19 protein-coding genes and 1 pseudogene are annotated in these 20,277 nt (G+C 65.9%); 15 read left to right on the forward strand and 5 right to left on the reverse strand.

Going from position 1 to position 20,277, the window contains the following annotated elements; all coding sequences use genetic code 11:
* Positions 1-14: 14 nt before the first annotated feature.
* The 6 genes from BLQ28_RS14850 to BLQ28_RS14875 all read left to right on the forward strand — a co-directional run bounded on the left by BLQ28_RS14850 (position 15) and on the right by BLQ28_RS14875 (position 7,394).
* A complete protein-coding gene (locus BLQ28_RS14850) occupies positions 15-1,892 on the forward strand; it encodes a dipeptide ABC transporter ATP-binding protein (protein WP_093240560.1) in 1,878 nt (625 codons plus the stop codon).
* 81 nt (positions 1,893-1,973) lie between these two features.
* The gene (gsiB, locus tag BLQ28_RS14855) at positions 1,974-3,527 is read left to right on the forward strand and encodes a glutathione ABC transporter substrate-binding protein GsiB (RefSeq protein WP_093240564.1); all 1,554 of its coding nucleotides are present in this window, start codon (positions 1,974-1,976) and stop codon (positions 3,525-3,527) included.
* Positions 3,528-3,607: 80 nt separating this feature from the next.
* Entirely contained in the window at positions 3,608-4,528 is a 921-nt protein-coding gene (gsiC, locus tag BLQ28_RS14860; protein WP_093240567.1) for a glutathione ABC transporter permease GsiC, read from the forward strand.
* 10 nt (positions 4,529-4,538) lie between these two features.
* Positions 4,539-5,465, forward strand: coding sequence for a glutathione ABC transporter permease GsiD (gsiD, locus tag BLQ28_RS14865; RefSeq protein ID WP_093240569.1), 927 nt, complete (start codon positions 4,539-4,541; stop codon positions 5,463-5,465).
* Positions 5,466-5,479: 14 nt separating this feature from the next.
* On the forward strand, positions 5,480-6,559 hold the full coding sequence (locus tag BLQ28_RS14870; RefSeq protein ID WP_093240572.1) for a P1 family peptidase: 1,080 nt from the start codon (positions 5,480-5,482) through the stop codon (positions 6,557-6,559).
* A 16-nt stretch (positions 6,560-6,575) separates the two neighbouring features.
* Positions 6,576-7,394, forward strand: a complete 819-nt coding sequence (locus BLQ28_RS14875; RefSeq protein WP_093240574.1) for a M55 family metallopeptidase — start codon at positions 6,576-6,578, stop codon at positions 7,392-7,394.
* 16 nt (positions 7,395-7,410) lie between these two features.
* On the opposite strand, the gene BLQ28_RS14880 is transcribed toward BLQ28_RS14875, so the two are convergent.
* Entirely contained in the window at positions 7,411-9,009 is a 1,599-nt protein-coding gene (locus tag BLQ28_RS14880) for a methyl-accepting chemotaxis protein (RefSeq protein WP_093240577.1), read from the reverse strand.
* Positions 9,010-9,431: 422 nt separating this feature from the next.
* On the opposite strand from BLQ28_RS14880, the gene BLQ28_RS14885 reads away from it, so the two are divergent.
* The 7 genes from BLQ28_RS14885 to BLQ28_RS14915 are packed head-to-tail and all read left to right on the forward strand — an operon-like array spanning position 9,432 to position 15,989.
* The gene (locus BLQ28_RS14885) at positions 9,432-11,210 is read left to right on the forward strand and encodes a nitrite/sulfite reductase (protein WP_093240580.1); all 1,779 of its coding nucleotides are present in this window, start codon (positions 9,432-9,434) and stop codon (positions 11,208-11,210) included.
* Complete coding sequence (locus tag BLQ28_RS14890; protein ID WP_093240582.1) at positions 11,207-11,605, forward strand: DUF934 domain-containing protein; 399 nt, start codon at positions 11,207-11,209, stop codon at positions 11,603-11,605. The genes BLQ28_RS14885 and BLQ28_RS14890 overlap by 4 nt, the downstream gene beginning before the upstream one ends.
* A gap of 19 nt (positions 11,606-11,624) precedes the next feature.
* The gene (locus tag BLQ28_RS14895) at positions 11,625-12,257 is read left to right on the forward strand and encodes a phosphoadenosine phosphosulfate reductase domain-containing protein (RefSeq protein ID WP_093240585.1); all 633 of its coding nucleotides are present in this window, start codon (positions 11,625-11,627) and stop codon (positions 12,255-12,257) included.
* A gap of 55 nt (positions 12,258-12,312) precedes the next feature.
* Positions 12,313-13,254 (forward strand): sulfate adenylyltransferase subunit CysD, encoded by a 942-nt coding sequence (gene cysD / locus BLQ28_RS14900; protein ID WP_093240588.1) that lies wholly within the window; start codon positions 12,313-12,315, stop codon positions 13,252-13,254.
* Entirely contained in the window at positions 13,254-14,591 is a 1,338-nt protein-coding gene (locus BLQ28_RS14905; RefSeq protein ID WP_093240592.1) for a sulfate adenylyltransferase subunit 1, read from the forward strand. Before cysD ends, BLQ28_RS14905 begins: the two co-directional genes overlap by 1 nt.
* A gap of 40 nt (positions 14,592-14,631) precedes the next feature.
* Entirely contained in the window at positions 14,632-14,961 is a 330-nt protein-coding gene (gene fdxA / locus BLQ28_RS14910; protein ID WP_093240594.1) for a ferredoxin FdxA, read from the forward strand.
* Positions 14,919-15,989, forward strand: coding sequence for an NAD(P)/FAD-dependent oxidoreductase (locus tag BLQ28_RS14915; RefSeq protein WP_093240596.1), 1,071 nt, complete (start codon positions 14,919-14,921; stop codon positions 15,987-15,989). The genes fdxA and BLQ28_RS14915 overlap by 43 nt, the downstream gene beginning before the upstream one ends.
* Here the strand turns inward: BLQ28_RS14915 and BLQ28_RS14920 are convergent.
* The gene (locus tag BLQ28_RS14920; RefSeq protein ID WP_093240599.1) at positions 15,986-17,290 is read right to left on the reverse strand and encodes an aspartate aminotransferase family protein; all 1,305 of its coding nucleotides are present in this window, start codon (positions 17,288-17,290) and stop codon (positions 15,986-15,988) included. The two genes, BLQ28_RS14915 and BLQ28_RS14920, sit on opposite strands and share 4 nt — an antisense overlap.
* 115 nt (positions 17,291-17,405) lie before the next feature.
* On the opposite strand from BLQ28_RS14920, the gene BLQ28_RS14925 reads away from it, so the two are divergent.
* Together BLQ28_RS14925 and BLQ28_RS14930 are read left to right on the forward strand one after the other, a co-directional pair.
* On the forward strand, positions 17,406-18,143 hold the full coding sequence (locus BLQ28_RS14925; protein ID WP_093240602.1) for a TetR/AcrR family transcriptional regulator: 738 nt from the start codon (positions 17,406-17,408) through the stop codon (positions 18,141-18,143).
* Between the two features lie 406 nt (positions 18,144-18,549).
* A pseudogene (locus BLQ28_RS14930) lies at positions 18,550-18,825 on the forward strand (hypothetical protein); the annotation flags it as partial.
* A 68-nt stretch (positions 18,826-18,893) separates the two neighbouring features.
* Here the strand turns inward: BLQ28_RS14930 and BLQ28_RS14935 are convergent.
* The 3 genes from BLQ28_RS14935 to BLQ28_RS14940 form a co-directional block, all read right to left on the reverse strand.
* The gene (locus BLQ28_RS14935; protein ID WP_256327298.1) at positions 18,894-19,262 is read right to left on the reverse strand and encodes a hypothetical protein; all 369 of its coding nucleotides are present in this window, start codon (positions 19,260-19,262) and stop codon (positions 18,894-18,896) included.
* Between the two features lie 198 nt (positions 19,263-19,460).
* Positions 19,461-19,691 (reverse strand): hypothetical protein, encoded by a 231-nt coding sequence (locus BLQ28_RS32650; RefSeq protein ID WP_143012497.1) that lies wholly within the window; start codon positions 19,689-19,691, stop codon positions 19,461-19,463.
* Positions 19,692-19,970: 279 nt separating this feature from the next.
* Positions 19,971-20,264 carry a GIY-YIG nuclease family protein gene (locus BLQ28_RS14940; RefSeq protein WP_093241704.1) on the reverse strand — a complete coding sequence of 98 codons (294 nt, stop codon included), beginning with the start codon at positions 20,262-20,264 and terminating at the stop codon, positions 19,971-19,973.
* Between the last annotated feature and the right edge of the window lie 13 nt (positions 20,265-20,277).

Consider the following 20,277-nt stretch of genomic DNA (forward strand, 5'->3'; position numbering starts at 1 on the left):
TCTCTCGCACTCCCATGTCCACCCCTGCCCTCGCCCTGCCGGACGGCCGCGTTCTCGCCGTCGACGATCTCACCGTTCGCTTCTCGACCTCGGAGCGCACCGTCGATGCCGTCAAGAAGCTGTCCTTTCACGTCGACCACGGCGAAACGCTCGCGGTGGTGGGCGAATCGGGCTCGGGCAAGTCGGTGACTTCGCTCGCGCTGATGCGGCTGGTGGAGCATGGCGGTGGCCGCATCCTCGGCGGCAGCATGGCGTTCCGGCGCCGCAACGGCGAAGTGCTCGACCTGGCGCAGGCGCGCGACAACACCATGCGCGGCATTCGCGGTGCCGACATCGCGATGATCTTCCAGGAGCCGATGACGTCGCTGAACCCGGTGTTCACCGCCGGCGACCAGATCGCCGAGGCCATCCGCATCCACCAGGGCAAGAGCAACGCGGCCGCGCGCGCCGAGGCGCTGCGCATGCTGGAGCTGGTGCGCATTCCCGAAGCGCGCAATGTGCTCGACCGCTTTCCGCACCAGCTGTCGGGCGGCATGCGCCAGCGCGTGATGATCGCGATGGCGCTGTCGTGCAAGCCGCAACTGCTGATTGCCGATGAGCCCACCACCGCGCTCGACGTGACGATCCAGGCGCAGATTCTCCAGCTCATCCGCGAGCTGCAGAAAGAGATGCGCATGGGCGTTCTCTTCATCACGCACGACATGGGCGTGGTGGCCGAGATCGCCGACCGCGTGCTGGTCATGTATCGCGGCGACAAGGTCGAAGCCGGTACGTCGGATACCGTCTTCGCCTCGCCGCAGCACCCTTACACGAAGGCGCTGCTGTCGGCGGTGCCCAAGCTGGGCGCGATGCAAGGCACCGACCTGCCGGCCAAGTTCGAATTGCTGCGCACGGAAGCCAGCGCCGAGATGGCGCCGTGCGACCACACCACGCCGCAAGACACGGTGCGCGAAGAAGCCGGCCCCATTCTTCGGGTGCGCGACCTCGTCACGCGCTTCGACGTGCGCAGCGGCATCTTCGGCCGCGTCAAGCGCCGCGTGCATGCGGTGGAAAAGATCAGCTTCGACCTGTACCCCGGCGAAACGCTGGCGCTGGTCGGCGAATCGGGCTGCGGCAAGTCGACCACCGGGCGTTCGCTGCTGCGCCTGGTCGAAAGCCAGAGCGGTGCCATCGAGTTCGGCGGCAAGAACATCCGCGAGCTGCCCACGCGCGAGCTGCAGGCGCTGCGCCGCAACATCCAGTTCATCTTCCAGGACCCGTTCGCGTCGCTCGATCCGCGCGTGACGGTCGGTTTCTCGATCATGGAGCCACTGCTGATCCACGGCATCGCCAAGGGCGCCGAGGCGCAGCAGCGCGTGGACTGGCTGCTGCAGAAGGTCGGCCTGCCGCCCGAGGTGGCGCAGCGCTATCCGCATGAGTTCTCAGGCGGCCAGCGCCAGCGCATTGCCATCGCACGCGCCCTGGCGCTGAACCCGAAGGTGGTGGTGGCCGATGAGTCGGTGTCGGCCCTGGACGTGTCGATCCAGGCGCAGATCGTCAACCTCATGCTCGACCTGCAGCGCGAGCTGGGCGTGGCCTTTCTCTTCATCTCGCACGACATGGCCGTGGTCGAACGCATCAGCCACCGCGTGGCCGTGATGTACCTGGGCCAGATCGTCGAGATCGGCCCGCGCCGCGCGGTGTTCGAAGCGCCGCAGCACGCCTACACGCGCAAGCTGATGGCGGCGGTGCCGGTGGCCGACCCGTCGCGCCGCCACAAGCCGCGCGCGCTGCTCGAAGGCGAGATTCCCAGCCCGATCCGCGCGGTCGGCGACGAGCCCGACGTGCCGCCGCTGGTGCAGGTCGCGCCGGGCCACTTCGTGGCGCGGCATGCCATCGGCGGCGCTTTCTGAGCCTCCGACCTTCTGAACCCGAACCGTTTTTCATCCCGCAGGCCCTCCTGCTTTTTTCCACGAACCGACTGGAGTTCTTCCATGAAGCCATCTTCTTCCTCCCTGCGATGGGCATCCGCACTGCTGGGCCTGGCCGCCATTGCCGCATCGGGCACGGCGCTGGCCGCCAAAGACGTGGTGCTGGCCATCGGCTACCAGCCGGAAACGCTGGACCCGTACAACACCAACACGACCATCACCACGGCCGTGACCAAGACCTTCTATGAAGGCCTGTTCCAGTTCGACAAGGACCTGAAGGTGCAGAACGTGCTCGCCGAGAGCTACGACGTGTCGAAAGACGGCCTGGTCTACACCATCAAGCTGCGCCAGGGCGTCAAGTTCCACGACGGCACCGACTTCAATGCCGAAGCCGTCAAGGTCACGCTCGACCGCGTGCTGAACCAGGACAACAAGCTGCTGCGCTACAACCAGTTCAACCGCGTCGGCAAGGTCGAGGCAGTGAACCCCAGCACCGTGCGCATCACGCTGAAGGAGCCCTTCGGCCCCTTCATCAACTCGCTGGCCCACGCATCCGCCGCGATGATCTCGCCCACCGCACTGAAGAAGTGGGGCAACAAGGACATCGCCTTCCACCCCGTGGGCACGGGCCCCTTCGAGTTCGTCGAATGGAAGCAGACCGACGCGGTCAAGGCCAAGAAGTTCGACGGCTACTGGAAGAAGGGCTACCCGAAGATCGACAACCTGCAGTGGAAGCCGGTGCTCGAGAACAACACGCGCGCCGCCATGCTGCAGACCGGCGAAGCCGACTTCGCCTTCCCGATTCCCTACGAGCAGGCCGAGCTGCTGAAGAAGAGCGACAAGCTCGAAGTGGTGGCATCGCCTTCGATCATCACGCGCTTCCTGGCATTCAACATGCTGCAAAAGCCCTATGACAACCCGAAGGTGCGCGAAGCCATCGGCTACGCCATCAACAAGGAAGCGCTGTCGAAGGTCGCGTTCGGCGGCTATGCCTTCCCCGCGCAAGGCGTGATGCCGCAGGGCGTGAAGTTCGCCGAGAAGATGGCGCCCATTCCCTACGACGTGAAGAAGGCCAAGGAACTGCTGGCCGAAGCCGGCTACCCCAACGGTTTCGAGTCGGTGCTGTGGAGCGCCTACAACAACACGACCAGCCAGAAGACCATCCAGTTCGTGCAGCAGCAGCTCGCGCAGGTGGGCATCAAGCTGCAGGTGCAGGCGCTCGAAGTGGGCCAGCGCACCGAGCAGGTCGATGCATGGCCCGACCCGAAGACGGCCAAGGTCCGCATGTACTACACGGGCTGGTCGTCGTCGACCGGTGAAGCCGACTGGGGCCTGCGCCCGCTGTTCGCCTCGGAGTCGTGGGCACCGAAGCTCAACAACATGTCGTTCTACAAGAGCGACGTGGTCGACGCCGCGCTGGCCAAGGCGCTGGTGACGGTGGACGACAAGGAAAAGGCAGCGCTCTACAAGACCGCGCAGGACGAGATCCGCAAGGACCTGCCGCGCGTGCCGCTGGTCACCGAGCAGAACCTGTCGGCGCACGCCAAGCGCCTGTCGGGTGTGTTCGTGATGCCCGACGCGAACATCAACATCGACGCCGTGTCGGTGTCGAACTGATCGCGCACTCTTCGTTTCCTGACTGACTGTCCGGCGGGCGGCGGCCTTTGGCTGCCACCCGTTCGCGACAACCGCACCCCATGCTGAATTACTTCCTCAAACGACTGTTGGGCCTGATCCCGACGCTGCTCATCGTGGCAGTGCTGGTGTTCCTGTTCGTCCACATGCTGCCCGGCGACCCGGCGCGCCTTGCCGCCGGACAGGACGCCGACGAGCAGACCGTGGCCATGGTGCGCCAGGAGCTGGGCCTCGACAAGCCGCTGCCACAACAGTTCGTGAACTTCTTCACCCACATGCTGCAGGGCGACTTCGGCACCTCGATCCGCACGCGGCGGCCGGTGTCCACGGAGATTGCCGAGCGCTTCTTCCCGACGGTGATGCTGACCATCACCAGCATGGTGTGGGCGGTGATCTTCGGCATGGGGATCGGCATCGTCTCGGCGGTGTACCGCAACAAATGGCCCGACCGGCTGGGCATGACGCTCGCGGTCTCGGGCATCTCCTTTCCCGCATTTGCGCTTGGCATGCTGCTGATGCAGATCTTCTCGGTCCAGCTCGGCTGGCTGCCCACGGTGGGCGCCGCCACCTGGAAGCACTACATCCTGCCCTCGATCACGCTGGGCGCGGCCGTCGCGGCCGTGATGGCGCGCTTCACGCGTGCGTCTTTCGTCGAAGTGATCCAGGAAGACTTCGTGCGCACCGCGCGTGCCAAGGGCGTGCACGAAACCCGCGTGGTGTTCAAGCACACGCTGCGCAACGCGCTGATTCCGGTGGTCACGATGATGGGCCTGCAGTTCGGCTTCCTGCTGGGCGGCTCCATTCTTGTGGAGGCGGTCTTCAACTGGCCGGGCCTGGGCCGCCTGCTGGTGGACGCGGTGCAGATGCGCGACTACCCCGTCATCCAGACGCTGGTGCTGCTGTTCTCGCTCGAATTCATCCTGATCAACCTCGTGGTGGATGTGCTGTACGGCTACATCAACCCGACCATCCGCTACAAGTGAGCAAGCAGCCATGACGCAAGCTACCGGCGTGCCTGCCGAATCCATCGTTCCCCTGTCCCCCGTTGCCGTTGCGCTGACCGCAGGCAAAGTCCGCACGCCCTGGGGCGAATGCTGGCGCCGCTTCAAGAAACAGCCCGTGGGCATCGTGGCGGCCATCTTCGTGCTGCTGCTGGTGTTCATCGCGGTGTTCTCGCCGTGGATCGTGCCCTTCGATCCCGAGAACTTCTTCGACTACGACATGCTCAACAGCGGGCCTTCGGCCACGCACTGGTTCGGCGTCGATCCGCTGGGCCGCGACATCTTCAGCCGCATCCTGGCGGGCACGCGCATTTCGCTGGCGGCCGGCTTCCTGTCGGTGCTGGTGGGCGGCTTCGTGGGCACCGCCTTCGGCCTGCTCGCGGGCTACTACGAAGGCTGGTGGGACCGCATCGTGATGCGCATCTCGGACGTGCTCTTCGCCTTCCCCGGCATCCTGCTGGCGCTGGGCGTGGTCGCCATCCTGGGCAGCAGCATGACCAACGTGGTGGTGGCGGTGTCGGTGTTCAGCGTGCCGGCCTTTGCGCGCCTCGTGCGCGGCAACACGCTGGTGCTCAAGCAGCAGACCTACATCGAGGCCGAGCGCAGCATCGGCGCCTCGGACTGGACCATCATCGTGCGGCACATCCTGCCCGGCACCATCTCGTCGATCGTGGTGTATTTCTCGATGCGCGTGGGCACCTCGATCATCACGGCGGCCAGCCTTTCCTTCTTGGGCATGGGCGCGCAGCCGCCAACGCCCGAGTGGGGCGCGATGCTCAACGAGGCGCGCGCCGACATGGTGACCTCGCCGCACGTGGCGCTGTTCCCCAGCCTGGCCATCTTCTTCACCGTGCTCGCCTTCAACCTGCTGGGCGATGCCCTGCGCGACGCGCTCGATCCGAAGATCGACCGCACGTAGTCTTTCCGTTCTTCATGCCATCCCTCACGCAGACTTCTCCCCTGCCCTTCATCGGCCACCTGCTCCAGGGCGAACGCAACACCATCACCGATGTCGCGGGCGTCACGGTCGGCCACCAGACGCTGAGCGATGGCGCAGTGCAGACCGGCGTGACGGTCATCCGGCCGCACGCGGGCGACCCCTTCCGCGACAAGGTGCCGGCGGCTGCCGTGGTGCTCAACGGCTTCGGCAAGAGCGTGGGGCTGGTGCAGCTTGCCGAGCTCGGCGTGCTCGAGACGCCGATCGCGCTGACCAACACCTTCTCGGTCGGCACCGTGGCCACGGCGCAGATCCGTCAGTGCGCGGCGGCCAACCCCGAGACCGGGCGGGCGCTGCCCACGGTCAACCCGCTGGTCTTCGAGTGCAACGACGGCTTTCTGAACGACATCCAGCGGATGGCGGTGACGGAGGCCGACTACCTGCGCGCCTTCGATGCCGCTGCCGTCGACTTCGCCCAAGGCTCGGTGGGCGCGGGGCGCGGCATGTCGAGCTTCCAGCTCAAGGGCGGCATCGGCAGCGCTTCGCGCCGCGTGTCGTCGCGCGACGGTGGGCTGCACACGGTCGGCGCGCTGGTGCTGGCCAACTACGGGCGCCAGCCGCAGATGCTGCTGGCGGGCCACGCGGTCGGCGAGCGGCTGGCGGCGCTGCAGGCATCGCGCAACGCCGCGGTGTCGGGCGAACCCGAAAAGGGCTCGATCATCATCGTCGTCGCCACCGACGCGCCGCTCGATGCGCGCCAGTTGCGCCGTCTCGCGCTGCGCGCGGGCGCGGGGCTGGCCCGCACGGGCTCGGTCTTCGGCCATGGCAGCGGCGACATCGTGCTCGCCTTCTCGACCGCCTACACCGTGCCCGACCGCGTCGAGCGGCCGATGCCGGCCGTGGCGATGCTGCATGACGGGCTGCTCGATGGCCTGTTCCAGGCCGCGGCCGACAGCACCGAGCAGGCTATTCTTCATGCGCTGTGGCGCGCGACGCCTGTCACGGGCCGCGACGGCAACCACCGCGCCGCGCTCGGCGAGTTGCTGCCGGCGTCTTCCCTTTCACCCCTCGTCTGAGGAAAGCCTTCGCCCCATGAAAGTCCTGATCTCCACCGACATCGAAGGCGTTGCCGGCGTCTACCACCCCGAGCAGACGCGCCAGGGCAATCCGGAATACGAACGTGCCCGCTTGCTGATGGCGCACGAGGCCAACGCGGCCATTGCCGGTGCATTCGATGCAGGCGCCACCGACGTGCTGGTGAACGACTCGCACGGCGGTTTTCGCAACATGCCGCCCGACGTGCTCGATGCGCGTGCGCGCGTGGTGCAGGGCAAGCCGCGCTACCTGAGCATGGTGGCGGGCGTGGACGAAGGCGTGGACGCGGTCTGCATGGTGGGCTACCACTCGCGCGCGCAGGGGCGCGGCATCCTCGCGCACACGATCAACGGCTTTGCCTTTGCCGGCATCTGGTTCGGCGAGCAGGAGCTGGGCGAAGCCGGTGTCTATGGCGCACTGGCCGGCGAGTACGGCGCCCCGGTGGTGATGGGCAGCGGCGACGACGTGTTCATCGCCGAGAACCGGCCGCTGTTTCCGCACGCGACCTTCGTGCAGACCAAGCGGGCCACGGGAAACAACAGTGGCGTGTCGCTGTCGCCCGAGCAGTCGCGCCATGCGATTCGCGCGGGGGTTGAAGAGGCGTTGGCTGCTCGTGCCGACGCCAAGCCGCTGGTTTTCAAGGGACCGCAGACCGTCCGGCTGCGCTGCCAGTCGCCCGCGCTGGCCGACCTGTTCTGCCAGTGGCCGAACTTCGAGCGCGTCGATGGTGTGACCCTGCGCTTCACGGCCGACACGGTCGAAGCCGCCGTACGCATGCTGAACTGCTGCTCGGCGATGTCGACGATGCTGCGCTGAGGCGCTAGCTGCCCGATCAGCCCGCGTAGCCCAGGGCCGGGGTTGCGCTCCGGCCGCCTTGGCCGCCCTGTTCCAGCTTGAACTCACCGACGATCTTCGACAGGCTGCCGGCCTGCTCCTGAAGCGACTGCGCGGCAGCCGAGGCTTCTTCGACCAGCGCGGCGTTCTGCTGGGTCGCCTGGTCCATCTGCGTGATGGCCTGGTTGATCTGCTCGATGCCCGAAGTCTGCTCCTGGCTCGCTGCACTGATCTCGCCCATGATGTCGGTCACGCGTTTCACGCTGCCGACGATCTCGTCCATGGTGCGGCCCGCGTCGGCCACCTGCCGGCTGCCCTCTTCGACCTTCTCGACGGAGTTGCCGATCAGGGTCTTGATTTCCTTGGCCGCGGCAGCCGAGCGTTGCGCAAGGCTTCGCACTTCGGACGCCACCACCGCGAAGCCGCGCCCCTGGTCGCCGGCACGGGCCGCCTCGACCGCCGCGTTCAACGCCAGGATGTTGGTCTGGAAGGCGATGCCGTCGATCACGCCGATGATGTCGACGATCTTCTTCGACGAGGCATTGATCGAGCCCATGGTGTCGACCACTTGCGACACCACGCTGCCGCCTTTCACCGCCACTTCGGACGCGGACGTGGCCAGCTGGTTGGCCTGGCGCGCGTTGTCGGCGTTCTGCTTGACGGTCGACGTCAGCTCCTCGATGGATGCGGCGGTCTGCTCCAGCGAGCTTGCCTGCGCTTCGGTGCGGGACGACAGGTCCTGGTTGCCCATCGCGATCTGGGTGCTGGCGGTCGAGACGTTCATCACGACCCCATGCACCTGCATCAGTGAACCCTGCAGGGCCGAGCGCATCAGGTCGAGCGCGCGCAGCAGGCGGCCGGTTTCGTCCTTGGCGTAGCCCGGCTGGGGCATGCCTGTCAGGTCCATGTCGGCAATCGACTGGGCAATGGTTTCGGCGCTGCGCAGCGGGCGGGTGATGCTGCGTGCAAGCTGCCACGCCAGCAGCGCGCCGAGCACCAGGCTCACGGCGGAGCAAACGATCAGCAGCGTGCGGGTCTGCGCCTGCAGATCCTTGGCGCGGGCCGCGGCGGCGTCGAGCTGCTCGCGCTGCATGTCCACGACCTGCTGCACGCCGGCAAGGTAGCTGGTCGACGTGGGCTGGAACTGGTCCTCGAAGGCACGGCTGGCACCGGCCAGGTCGCCGATCTGCTTGAGCTTGCTCACCTCTTCGCGCGAAGCCAGGTAGGCCTTGCGCAGGTTGCCGACCTTCTCGAACAGCTCGCGCTCGGCGGGCCTGACCAGCTTGGTCTCGATGAACTTCTGCAGCTCGTTGGTTTCCTTGATCGACTTGGCCGTCGCGGGCGCGAAGTACTCGATCAGGCTGGTGTCGCCGCTCTTGGCGATGGCCGCCGCGCGCTGCACGCCCGACGTGGTGTGGCGCAGCCAGTCGGAGCCCGCGCGCTCGGTCTTGACGTTGTCCTGGATCATGGCGTCGATCTCCAGGCTCAGTTGCTGCAGCTTCAGCACCGCGGCAACGCTGGTGGCAAGAAAGAGCGCCAGGATGGCGCCCAGCACGATGGCAAGGCGCTTGCCAATCGAGACATTGCTCAAGAACATGATCGAACTCCAGAACGCAAGGGGGACGGAAAGACGGCGGCAAGACACGGGCAGTGCCGTCGAGCCGGGGAGAAAAAGCGGCCCCGTTGGCCGCTCTCCATGGCTTGATATCGGCGGTTCGTCGGAAAACTTTAGGCAGGCTCCGCCGAAGCCCGACGCGGCCCGCCCCGCGCCAGCCGGAACTTCGTTCTGTTCCTAGAATTCCCGGGCCGAGCAAGCCTTCCCAGGCGCCCGCGCCTTATCCGGAATAAGCATCCAACCGTCCGGAAACCCGCATGGGGACTGGTGAATATGCTTATCCGGATAAGGCGCGAACCAAAAAATAGTTTGTTTCCATAAGGCCCCCTTTCAGAATCTCGGCTTCTTGCTGGGGCGCCCCGTTTCACGTTCGGCACCGCACTTCTCAAGACACAGCACGCACGATGTACCAATACACAGAATTCGATCGCCAGTTCGTTCACCAACGCGCTGCCCAGTTCCGAGACCAGCTCGAACGCTGGCAAAAGGGCCGCCTGCACGAGGACGAGTTCCGCCCGCTGCGGCTGCAGAACGGCTGGTACGTCCAGCGCTACGCGCCGATGCTGCGCGTGGCCGTGCCCTACGGCGAGCTTTCGAGCCGCCAGCTGCGCGTGCTGGCCAAGATTGCCCGCGAGTACGACGAACCCGAAGCCGAGGTCTACAAGAAGGCCATCGAAACGCAGGGCCTGCTCGGCAGCCAAAAGCTCCCGACCCACTACGCCCATTTCTCGACGCGCCAGAACGTCCAGTTCAACTGGATTCCGCTGTCGAAATCGGCCGACGTGATGGACCTGCTGGCCTCGGTCGACATGCACGGCATCCAGACCAGCGGCAATTGCATCCGCAACATCACGAGCGACGAGCGCGCCGGCATCGCCATCGATGAAATCGCCGACCCGCGCCCCTTCGCGGAAATCATGCGCCAGTGGAGCACGCTGCACCCCGAGTTCGCGTTCCTGCCGCGCAAGTTCAAGATCGCCATCACCGGCGCCACCGAAGACCGCGCCGCCACCGGCTGGCACGACGTGGGCCTGCACGTGGTGAAGAACGAAGCCGGCGAAATCGGCTTCCGCGTGCAGGTGGGCGGCGGCATGGGCCGCACCCCCATCATCGGCACCGTGCTGCGCGAGTTCCTGCCCTGGCAGCAGATCATGAATTACCTCGAAGCGGTGATCCGTGTCTACAACCGCTATGGCCGCCGCGACAACATCTACAAGGCGCGCATCAAGATCCTGGTGAAGGCCGAAGGCCAGCGCTACATCGACGACGTGGACGCCGAGTACAAGCAGATCCTCGAACACGACGGCGCACCGCACACCATCACGCAGGAAGAGTACGACCGCGTGGCCGCCTCCTTCGTGCCGCCGACGCTGGCCACCCGCGTGCTGCAAAGCGCCGAGAAGACCGACGCCGAGCTGCGCACCCACGCCGCCGACGACGTGCAGTTCGCGCGTTGGCTCGCCCGCAACGTCGCGCCGCACAAGAACCCCGCGCTGCGCGCCGTCACGCTGTCGTTCAAGCGCCTGAAGCAGGCGCCGGGCGATGCGTCGGCCGACCAGCTCGACACGCTCGCGCTGTTGGCCGACCGCTTCTCGGCCGGTGAAGCCCGCGTGACGCACGACCAGAACGTGGTGCTGCCCTGGGTGCATGCCGAAGACCTGCACGCGCTGTGGCTCGCCGCCCGCGCTGCCGGCTTCGCCAGCGCCAATGTGCACCTGCTGACCGACATGATCGCCTGCCCCGGTGGCGACTTCTGCGCGCTGGCCAATGCGCGTTCGATCCCGATTGCCGAAGCGATCACCGAGCGCTATCAAGACCTCGACGAACTCGACGACCTCGGCGAGATCGACCTGCACATCAGCGGCTGCATCAACTCCTGCGGCCACCACCACAGCGGCCACATCGGCATCCTGGGCGTCGACAAGGACGGCAAGGAGTGGTACCAGGTCACGCTGGGCGGCTCCGACGGTTCGGCACTCAGCGGCACGCCGCAAGCCGGCAAGGCGGTCGGCCCCTCGTTCTCGGCGGCCGAAGTGCCGGGCGTGATCGAAGCCGTGCTCACGGCATACCGCGACACACGCGAGGGCGGCGAGACCTTCATCGACACCCTGCGCCGCGTGGGCCACGACCCGTTCAAGGCCGCGGCCAACGGTGCGCGATTCAAGGTGGAGGAAGCAGCATGAACAAGACGTTGAACATTCTTTCAGCCGAAGAGCACATCGACGACGGCGATCCGAAGGTTCTGCAACTGGCCAACGATGCCGACCCGCTCGCCATCGAGGTGTGCCTGGCAGACATCGAGCGCATCGACCTGAACTTTCCGAAGTTCACCGACGGCCGTGCGTACAGCCAGGCCTTCCTGCTGCGCCGCCGGCTCGGCTTCACCGGTGACATCCGCGCCACGGGCGACGTGCTGATCGACCAGCTGGTGCAGATGGAACGCACCGGCTTCTCCAGCGCCGTGCTGAAAGAAGGCGTGGACGCCTCCGACGCGCAGCGCCAGTTCGACCGCTTCTCCGCCTTCTACCAAGGCGATGCAGTGAAGACCGCGCCGCACTTCGTGGCCGCCGGCAACTGAGACCGCATCGGAACCCGACATGAGCATCGCCACGGACATCGACTTCGCGCGCATCAACACCGACCTCGGCCGCAATGCCGAGGGCCTGGTGGACTGGGCGATTGGCCTCGGCCAGCCTTCGATCATCACCACCAACTTCCGCCCGTTCGAGGCCGTGATCCTGCACATGGTCACGCGTGCCAGGCGCGATGTTCCGGTGATCTGGATGGACAACGGCTACAACACCGAAGCCACCTACCGCTTTGCCGACGAAGTGACGAAGCTGCTGGGTCTTGATCTGCACATCTACCTGCCACGCCGTTCGCGTGCGCATCGCGAAGCGGTGGAAGGTGCGACGCCGGCGCTCGACGATCCGCGCCACGCCGCGTTCACGGAAGAGGTCAAGCTGGAGCCCTTTGCCCGCGCATTGCGCGAGACGGCACCCAAGGTCTGGTTCACCGCGCTGCGGGCGACCGACACGGCCGTGCGTGCGCAGATGGACCCGGTCAGCGTCAACCCCGACGGGCTGATCAAGGTCGCGCCGCTGCTGCACTGGTCGTCCAAGGACCTGTACGAGTACTGCACGGCGCATGGCCTGCCCAACAACTTCGACTACGTGGACCCGACCAAGGGCGAAGACAACCGCGAGTGCGGATTGCATCTCTCGCACTGAGAGCCAGCGCCTCGCCTCACGCCTCACCGACCCTTCGCATTCAGCACCTCATCCGATGAACGCCCGTACCGAAACCGAACTGCTGCTGTCACCGGCACACCTGTCCAACACGCACCTCGATGCGCTGGAAGAAGAGACCATCTTCATCCTGCGCGAGGTGGCGGCCGCCTTCGAGCGCCCCACCCTGCTGTTCTCGGGCGGCAAGGATTCGCTGGTGCTGCTCAAGTGCGCGGAGAAGGCCTTCGGCGTGGGCCGCATTCCCTATCCGCTGCTGATGATCGACACGGGCCACAACTTCCCTGAAGTGACGGCCTACCGCGACCAGCGTGCGAAGGAACTGGGCGCCGAGCTGATCGTGCGCAATGTCGAAGACTCGATGAAGCGCGGCACCGTGCGCTTGGCGCACCCGGGCGAATCGCGCAACGCGCACCAGTCGGTGACGCTGCTCGAAGCCATTGAAGAGTTCCGCTTCGATGCGCTGATCGGCGGCGCCCGCCGCGACGAAGAAAAGGCGCGCGCCAAGGAGCGCATCTTTTCGCACCGCGATTCCTTCGGCCAATGGCAACCCAAGGACCAGCGCCCCGAGCTGTGGACGCTGTTCAACACGCGCCTGGCTCCGGGCGAGCACTTCCGCGTGTTCCCGATCTCGAACTGGACCGAACTCGACGTGTGGCAGTACATCGAGCGCGAGCACGTCGGCCTGCCGTCGATCTACTACACGCACAAGCGCGAAGTGGTCGAGCGCCGCGGCCTGCTGGTGCCCGTGACCGAACTCACGCCGCCGCGCGACGGCGAAACCGTGCAGGTGCGCGACGTGCGCTTTCGCACCGTGGGCGACATCACGACCACCTGCCCGGTCGAGAGCCTTGCGGCCGACGCGGGCGACGTGGTGCTGGAAACGCTGTCGGTCGACGTCAGCGAACGCGGCGCCACCCGCATGGACGACATGACGTCCGAAGCCTCCATGGAAAAACGAAAGAAAGACGGTTACTTCTGATGAGCGCGACGACTGCAATCCCCGTCATCACCGACATCCACGGCGACACCGGCACCGCCCTGCGCTTCATCACCTGCGGCTCGGTCGACGACGGCAAGAGCACGCTGATCGGCCGCCTGCTGGTGGACAGCAAGACCGTGTTGCAAGACCAGCTCGCCGGCGTGCAGCGCGGCGGCGAAACCGACCTGGCCCTGCTGACCGACGGCCTCTCGGCCGAGCGCGAGCAAGGCATCACCATCGACGTGGCCTACCGCTACTTCTCGACCGCCAAGCGCAAGTTCATCATCGGCGACGCGCCGGGCCATGAGCAGTACACGCGCAACATGGTCACCGCCGCCTCGGCCGCCGATGCCGCCGTGGTGCTGGTCGATGCGACCAAGCTGGCCTGGGCCGCAGAAGTGGAAGACGGCACCGTGGTCAAGCGCGAGCTGCTGCCGCAGACGCGCCGCCACACGCTGCTGGCCCACCTGCTGCGCGTTCAGTCGATCGTGTTCGCGGTCAACAAGCTCGACGCCATCGACGACGCCGGCCTGGCCTTCGAGCGCATCTCGACCGCGCTGAATGCCTTTGCCGAAGCGGCCGGCGTGAAGGTCGCCGCCATCGTGCCGATCTCGGCCCTCAAGGGCTGGAACGTGGCCACGCGCCATGCCGACTGGGTCGGCTACGAAGGCCCGAGCCTGCTCGAACTGCTCGAAGACCTGCCGGTCACCGCGCAGGACGAGGCCGTGCCCTTTGCCTTCCCGGTGCAGTGGGTCGAAAAGTTCTCCTCGTCCGCCGACACCTCGCAGGGCCGCCGCGTGTTCTGGGGCCGCGTGGCATCGGGCCACGTGGAGCCCGGCCAGCGCGTGACCGTGCTGCCGAGCAACCAGACCGCCACCGTCGCCCAGGTGCTGAGCCACACGCGCCAGCCGAAGTCGGTGCATGCGGGCCACAGCGCCGGCATCGTGCTCGACCGCGAGGTCGACGTGTCGCGCGGCGACTGGCTGCTGGCCCCCGAGGCTTTCGAGCCGGTGCGCGAGATCACCGCCACCGTGGCCTGGCTCGATGACGAGCCGCTGGTCGCGGGCCGTGTGTACTGGGCGCTGCAGGGCCACCGCTGGGTCAAGGCCAAGGTGGCGCGCATCGTCGACCGGGTGAACATCACCACGCTCGATTCGGAACCGGCCACCCAGCTGGAAGCCAATTCCATCGGCGACGTGGTGCTGGCGCTGCAGCAGCCGCTGGCGGTGCTGCCCTTCACGCAATCGCGTGCGCTGGGCTCCCTGGTGCTGGTCGATACGGCCTCCCACAAGACCGCCGCTGCCGTGCTCGTGCAGCCTGCCGCCGCAAAGGCCTAAAATCTCGGGTTTCCCCCGACACACTGACGTTAAAAGACAAATGACCCACGTCGTCTCCGAAGCCTGCATCCGTTGCAAATACACCGACTGTGTGGACGTTTGTCCCGTGGATTGCTTCCGCGAAGGTCCCAACATGCTGGTGATCGACCCGGACGAATGCATCGACTGCGCGGTCTGCATCCCCGAATGCCCGGTCAACGCGATCTACGCCGAGGAAGACCTCCCGGCCAACCAGATCGCCTTCATCAAGATCAATGCCGAACTGGCCGTGGCCGACGGCTGGAAGAGCATCACCAAGCGCAAGCCCGCCCTGCCCGACGCTGAAGAGTGGAAGGACAAGACGGACAAGGTCGGGGAGCTGGTGCGCTGAACCAGCCCACCGCGCCCGTCGAAACCGACGCACTGATCGTCGGTGCCGGCCCTGTCGGGCTGTTCCAGGCCTTCCAGCTGGGCCTGCTTGAAATCTCTTGCCACATCGTCGATGCACTGCCCGCCGCGGGCGGCCAGTGCGTGGCGCTGTATGGCCACAAGCCGATCTACGACATTCCCGGCACGCCGGTGACCAGCGGACGTGAACTCGCGCAATCGCTGCTGCAGCAGGTCGCGCCGTTCAAGCCGCAGTTTCACTTCGGCGAACAGGTGGCCACGCTGGCCCGCCAGGATGACGGGCGGCTGCTGATGACAACGTCGGCCGGCACGGCCTTCCTCGCGAAAACCGTGTTCATCGCGGCGGGTGTCGGCGCCTTCGTGCCCAAGCGCATCGCCGTGGGAGGCATCGAGCGCTTCGAGGGCACGTCGCTTTTCTATCACCCCGATTCGCTGGACCGCTTCGCCGGCCAGACGGTCGTGGTCAATGGCGGCGACGACATCGCGCTCGAAACCGCCATCGCCCTCTCGGCCACGGCCGCACAGGTCACGCTGGTTCACCGGCGCGACGGCTTCCAGGCCAATGAAGACACCGTGGCATCGATGCGCGCTCTGGTGACTGCCGGCAAACTGGCCTTCAAGGTCGGGCAGCCGACGGCCTTCGACGGCAAGCAGTTGCAGATCACCACGCCGGACGCCACGACCGTCGACCTGCCGCTCGATGCGCTGGTCGCCTGCCTCGGCATCTCGCCGCGCCTAGGCCCCATCGCCGATTGGGGCCTGGAACTGGAGCGCAAGCAGGTGCCGGTCGATACCGAGAAGTACGAGACGCGCGAGCGTGGCGTGTTCGCAGTGGGCGACATCAACACCTACCCCGGCAAGAAAAAGCTCATCGTCTGCGGCTTCCACGAAGCCACGCTGGCCGCCTGGGGCGCCACGGCCATCGTGTTCCCGGGCAAGGCTGTGCCGCTGCAGTACACGACCACCAGCACCCGCCTGCACGAACTGCTGGGCGTGAGCGTTCCGCGTTAGCCGACCGCCGCCAGCAACGGCCGGTATTCGTCGATGAAGCTGCCGATGGTGGCGACGAAGCGGTCGATGTCGGCATCGCTCACCGGCAACGACAACACGACGAACCCGCGCGGCGAGGCATAGATGCCCTGGCCGAGCAGGTGAAAGAACAGCAACTGGCGCAGGCGCCCGTCGACCGCTGCGAGGTCTTCGGACCGCAGCACCTCGCCCGCCACGAAATGCGCGTTCATCAATGAACCCAGACCAGTGAACTGCAGTGCGACGCCTTCCTTTTCACACAGCGCGTTGAGGCGCGCACGCATGGCGTCGCCGCGCTCGGCCAGTGCACCGGCCGCCTCGGGCGTGAACAGTTTCGTCAGGCCCGCATAACCGGCAGCCATCGTCATCACGTTGTTGTTGAAGGTGCCCGAGTGGGCAAGCGGACCGGTGCGCGGGTCGAAGAGCGCCATCACGTCACGGCGTCCGCCGAACGCGCCGAAGGACATACCGCCCCCGATGTATTTGCCCAGCGTCGTCAGGTCGGAACGGATGCCCAGTTTGTTGGCCAGGCCATGCGGCGCGAGGCGCGAGGTCATGACTTCGTCGAAGACCAGCAGCGCACCGACGCGCGCGGCCCCGTCGCGCAGCGTCTGCAGGAAGTCGAGGCGCCCCGGAATACAGCCGCTGGCACCCTGCATCGGCTCGACCAGGATCGCGGCGATCTCCGGGCCATGCGCATCGATCTGCGCGCGCGCGGCCCGCGCGTCGTTGTAGGGCAGCACCAGGAAGTCGAAAGGCACCGTTGTCGGCGACGGCTTTGTGCCAAAGCCCAGCACGCCGCCGTGGTAGCCGCCAGAGAACACCACGATCTTGCGGCGCCCCGTGAAATGCAGCGCCGCCGTGAGCGCCATCAGGTTCGCCTCGGTGCCCGAATTGGTGAAGCGCAGTTGCTCGATCTGCGGAAACCGCTCGCAGATGGTCCGGGCCAGCCGCCCTTCGAGCAGGTTGTGTCCGGTGAGGTTGATGCCGGCATTCATCGCCTCGAAGACGGCATCGCGGATCTCCGGTGCGGAGTGGCCATAGACGCCGGCCGTGTACTCGGCGATGAAGTCGGCGTAACGATGCCCGTCGGCATCCCATAGGGCGGAGCCCTCGCCCTTGGCGATGGTGAGCGGGAACGGCGCATAGAACAGCACCGAGCGACTGTTGGCGCCGGGCATGTAGCGCGCCTGTTCCTCGAACTGGCGCAGGCTGGCCGGGTTGCTGCCGGTGAAGTGCTGATGTGCCTTGGCAAGGGCCTGGTCGATCGCGGTGTCGGTCATGGGAGATGTCCTCTCGATGGTGGTGCGCCTGGATTCAATCGCTGCACTTAATTGGTCGATGCTCAATTAATATTATTTATACAAGCAATTTACTGGCGGCACAATGCCGACATCCATGAAGAAAACGCCTGCCAAGCCCAAACCCAGAACAGCCGGCCGCCCCGCAGGCGGTGCCGCGCTGACGAAGCAACGCATCGCCGAAGTCGCGCTCGAACAGATCGACGAGTTCGGCCTCGGTGGCTTCAGCATGCGCGAGATCGCGGCGCGGCTCGACGTCTATCCGGCCACGGTGCACTGGCATGTCAGCACGCGCGAAGCCTTGCTCGCCGAGGTGGCGGCGACGGTGATGGCCGAGGTCACTCCGCCTCCGGGCAAGCTGGCCTGGCAGGCGTGGATCGCCGAGTTGTTCCGCCGTTGCCGGGCGACGGTGCGGCGCCACCCGAACGTGGCGCAATTGCTGGGTGCGCAGCTGGTGTCGAACGGCAGCCTGCCCACCGAGCTTGTCGAGGGCACGCTCGCGGCGCTGGTCGAAGCCGGCTTCGAGGGCGAATCGCTGCTGGAGGCCTACAACTGCGTGATCGCGGCGATGCTTGGCTTCGTGACGATGGAGTTCTCACCCCTGCCCTCCGACAACACGCAGGCCTGGGCCGAGGAACTGCGCGAGCGCGTCCACACCATTCGCCCGCTCGATCACCCAGTGCTTACGCGACACCTGCCGTTGCTGGCCAACAAGGCTTTCATCGTGCGATGGGACAACGGCACGACGGTGCCGCTGGACAGCAGCTTCGAGCGGCATGTGCAGATCACCATCGATGGGTTGGAAGCCTTCGCCCGAAGGGTCAAGGCGGCGTAGAGAGCTGCCGGCTCGCCGAACACTGCCCGTGTTGCTGCGTGCGTCATACAAGTTGTTTCAGATGAGACAAATGCTGCGTGCCGACTTCGACAGGCTGAAGGCCGACAGCGTGCAGCAGGTTGCGTCGAAGAGAAAAGTACTCCGACATCGCAGAGCACTCACCGCCTTCTAGCTATTTAGGCCACAGAAGAAGGCCGATGCAAAGCGTGAAAAATGACCGCTCATCAGGTCGGCCGCGTCAACATGGTGTCCGGACAGTCAACTGAAATCAGACCCACGCGTTGGTTGCAACATGCACGTCTTTCCGTGCGAACCTTGAGGTGCAACCTTGAAAAAAGCTCTGATCCTGTTGGCCGCTGGTACCGTCTTCACCGCTTCGGTCTTCGCGCAGAAGCCGCCTGCTGCGGCCCCTGCCCCAGCGGCTCAAACCGCGCCTGCCGCCGCTCCGGCACCTGCAGCCGCACCGGCCGCAACGCCTGCCCCTGCTGCAAAGCCGGCAGCCGCCACCACCGCAGCAGCAGCGCCTGCAGCAGGTGCCGCACCTGGCCAGGTGTGGGTCAACGGCAAGGTCTATCACTGCGCCAGCGACAAGTACTTCGGCAAGACCAAGCATGGCTCGTACATGTCCGAAGCCGATGCCAAGGCCAAGGGCGCGCACGCAGCCCACGGCAAGGCCTGCTGATACGCAGCGTCAGCCTGGTCGCAAAGAAGCCCTCCTCGCGAGGGCTTTTTTACGTCGAGAAGATCGCGCTACGCCGCGCGTGCCAGTTCAAGGTCTTCCCCGCATGCCGCTTCGCGCGGAAGCTCGGCAAGGAAGGTGGCGACGATGATCGCCGCGGCGCGGTCGAACTCGATGATCTCGCTCAAGCTCAAGCGCAGCGAAGCGGTCTTGCCCGTTGTCCCGAGTGGTCGCCGCAACTCGAGGAGCACCTCGGCAGCCAGGTCCCGATCGGTGCGCGGTCGACCGTCCGCCCGCATCACCCATTGATCGAGCCGATCAAAGGGAATGCGTCGGAAGACGCCGAGGACCGGGACATATTGATGCCGATCTTCGTCCAGCCGGATTGGAATATTGAAGCGGCACAAAAACGCGCCCGCCTCAAGTGACAGTTCCTTCATCGCTCCCATAGCACCACCTAATTTTCATTTTGGAAAAGAGTGTGATGCAGAGGATGAGGCCTTGGGAATAGGCCACCGTCGACATTGCGTACGACAGTGCTGAAACTTCACAAGTTCGACAGCGGAAACGGGGAGTATTTCACGCACGGCCCGCGCTCGAGGAAGCGCGGGAGGCTTTGCCAGAGCCGAAAAGGCCAGTTACTGCGGCGAAGGAGCCGGTTGGTTGCGGCGCAGCTCGCGCAGCCCCAGGCGGGTCAATTCGACCACCGTGGCGGCCGGCAATTGCGCTGCAGCAGAGCGGATCGAAGGAAGGATCGCCTTCACAAGACCATCTTGAACGAGGGCTTGCACAGCGGCAACGCCGCTTGTTCCCGCGACCGTGGCGGGAAGCGATTGACCGGCGAGATAACGAAGGAGTGAGTGGCGCATTTTCTTAAGCCTGCAGCTTCACATCGCAGCAGGAACATCGAGGGGATTCGCGACGACTGCCAGCCTCGAGGAACCGCCTTCAGGAGCGGTGCCAGAGCGACCTCTGCCAGCGCCAACAGACCGTCAGCGCCAGTATCGTTCGCCAACCTTAGGCTTGGCTGAAGGAAGATAACGTGCAGGCCGCCTCGCATGGAATAGATGGGGCATGCAGGTAACAGTCGTGTCCGTGAAGAAAGACGCAGGCACGCAGACAAACTCCCCGAAGCCGCTCGCTGCAAATCACTCGGCGAGAACCGCCCCCGCCTCCGCGAAGAAGGCCAGCTTCCGGGCACGAGGCAGCGACTTGACCTGCAGCTCCGCCCGCAGTGCGGCCCCCTTGTTCGCATACTCGCGCGCGGCCAGCACGCGCACCGGAGGGCGGGCGCGTGTGAACTTGGCGCCCACTCCGAAGAGATGCTGAAAGAAGCGCCGCTCCACGTCGATTGCGATGCCCACGTAGTACACGCCGCCCTCGCATTCGAGCAGGTAGAGCCAGTACGGCGTGGACGATGGAGCAGGCGGGGTTCGAGGCACGCGGCGATTGTGC

The organism is Variovorax sp. EL159 (assembly GCF_900100965.1).
In the GTDB taxonomy this organism is placed as follows: domain Bacteria; phylum Pseudomonadota; class Gammaproteobacteria; order Burkholderiales; family Burkholderiaceae_C; genus Variovorax.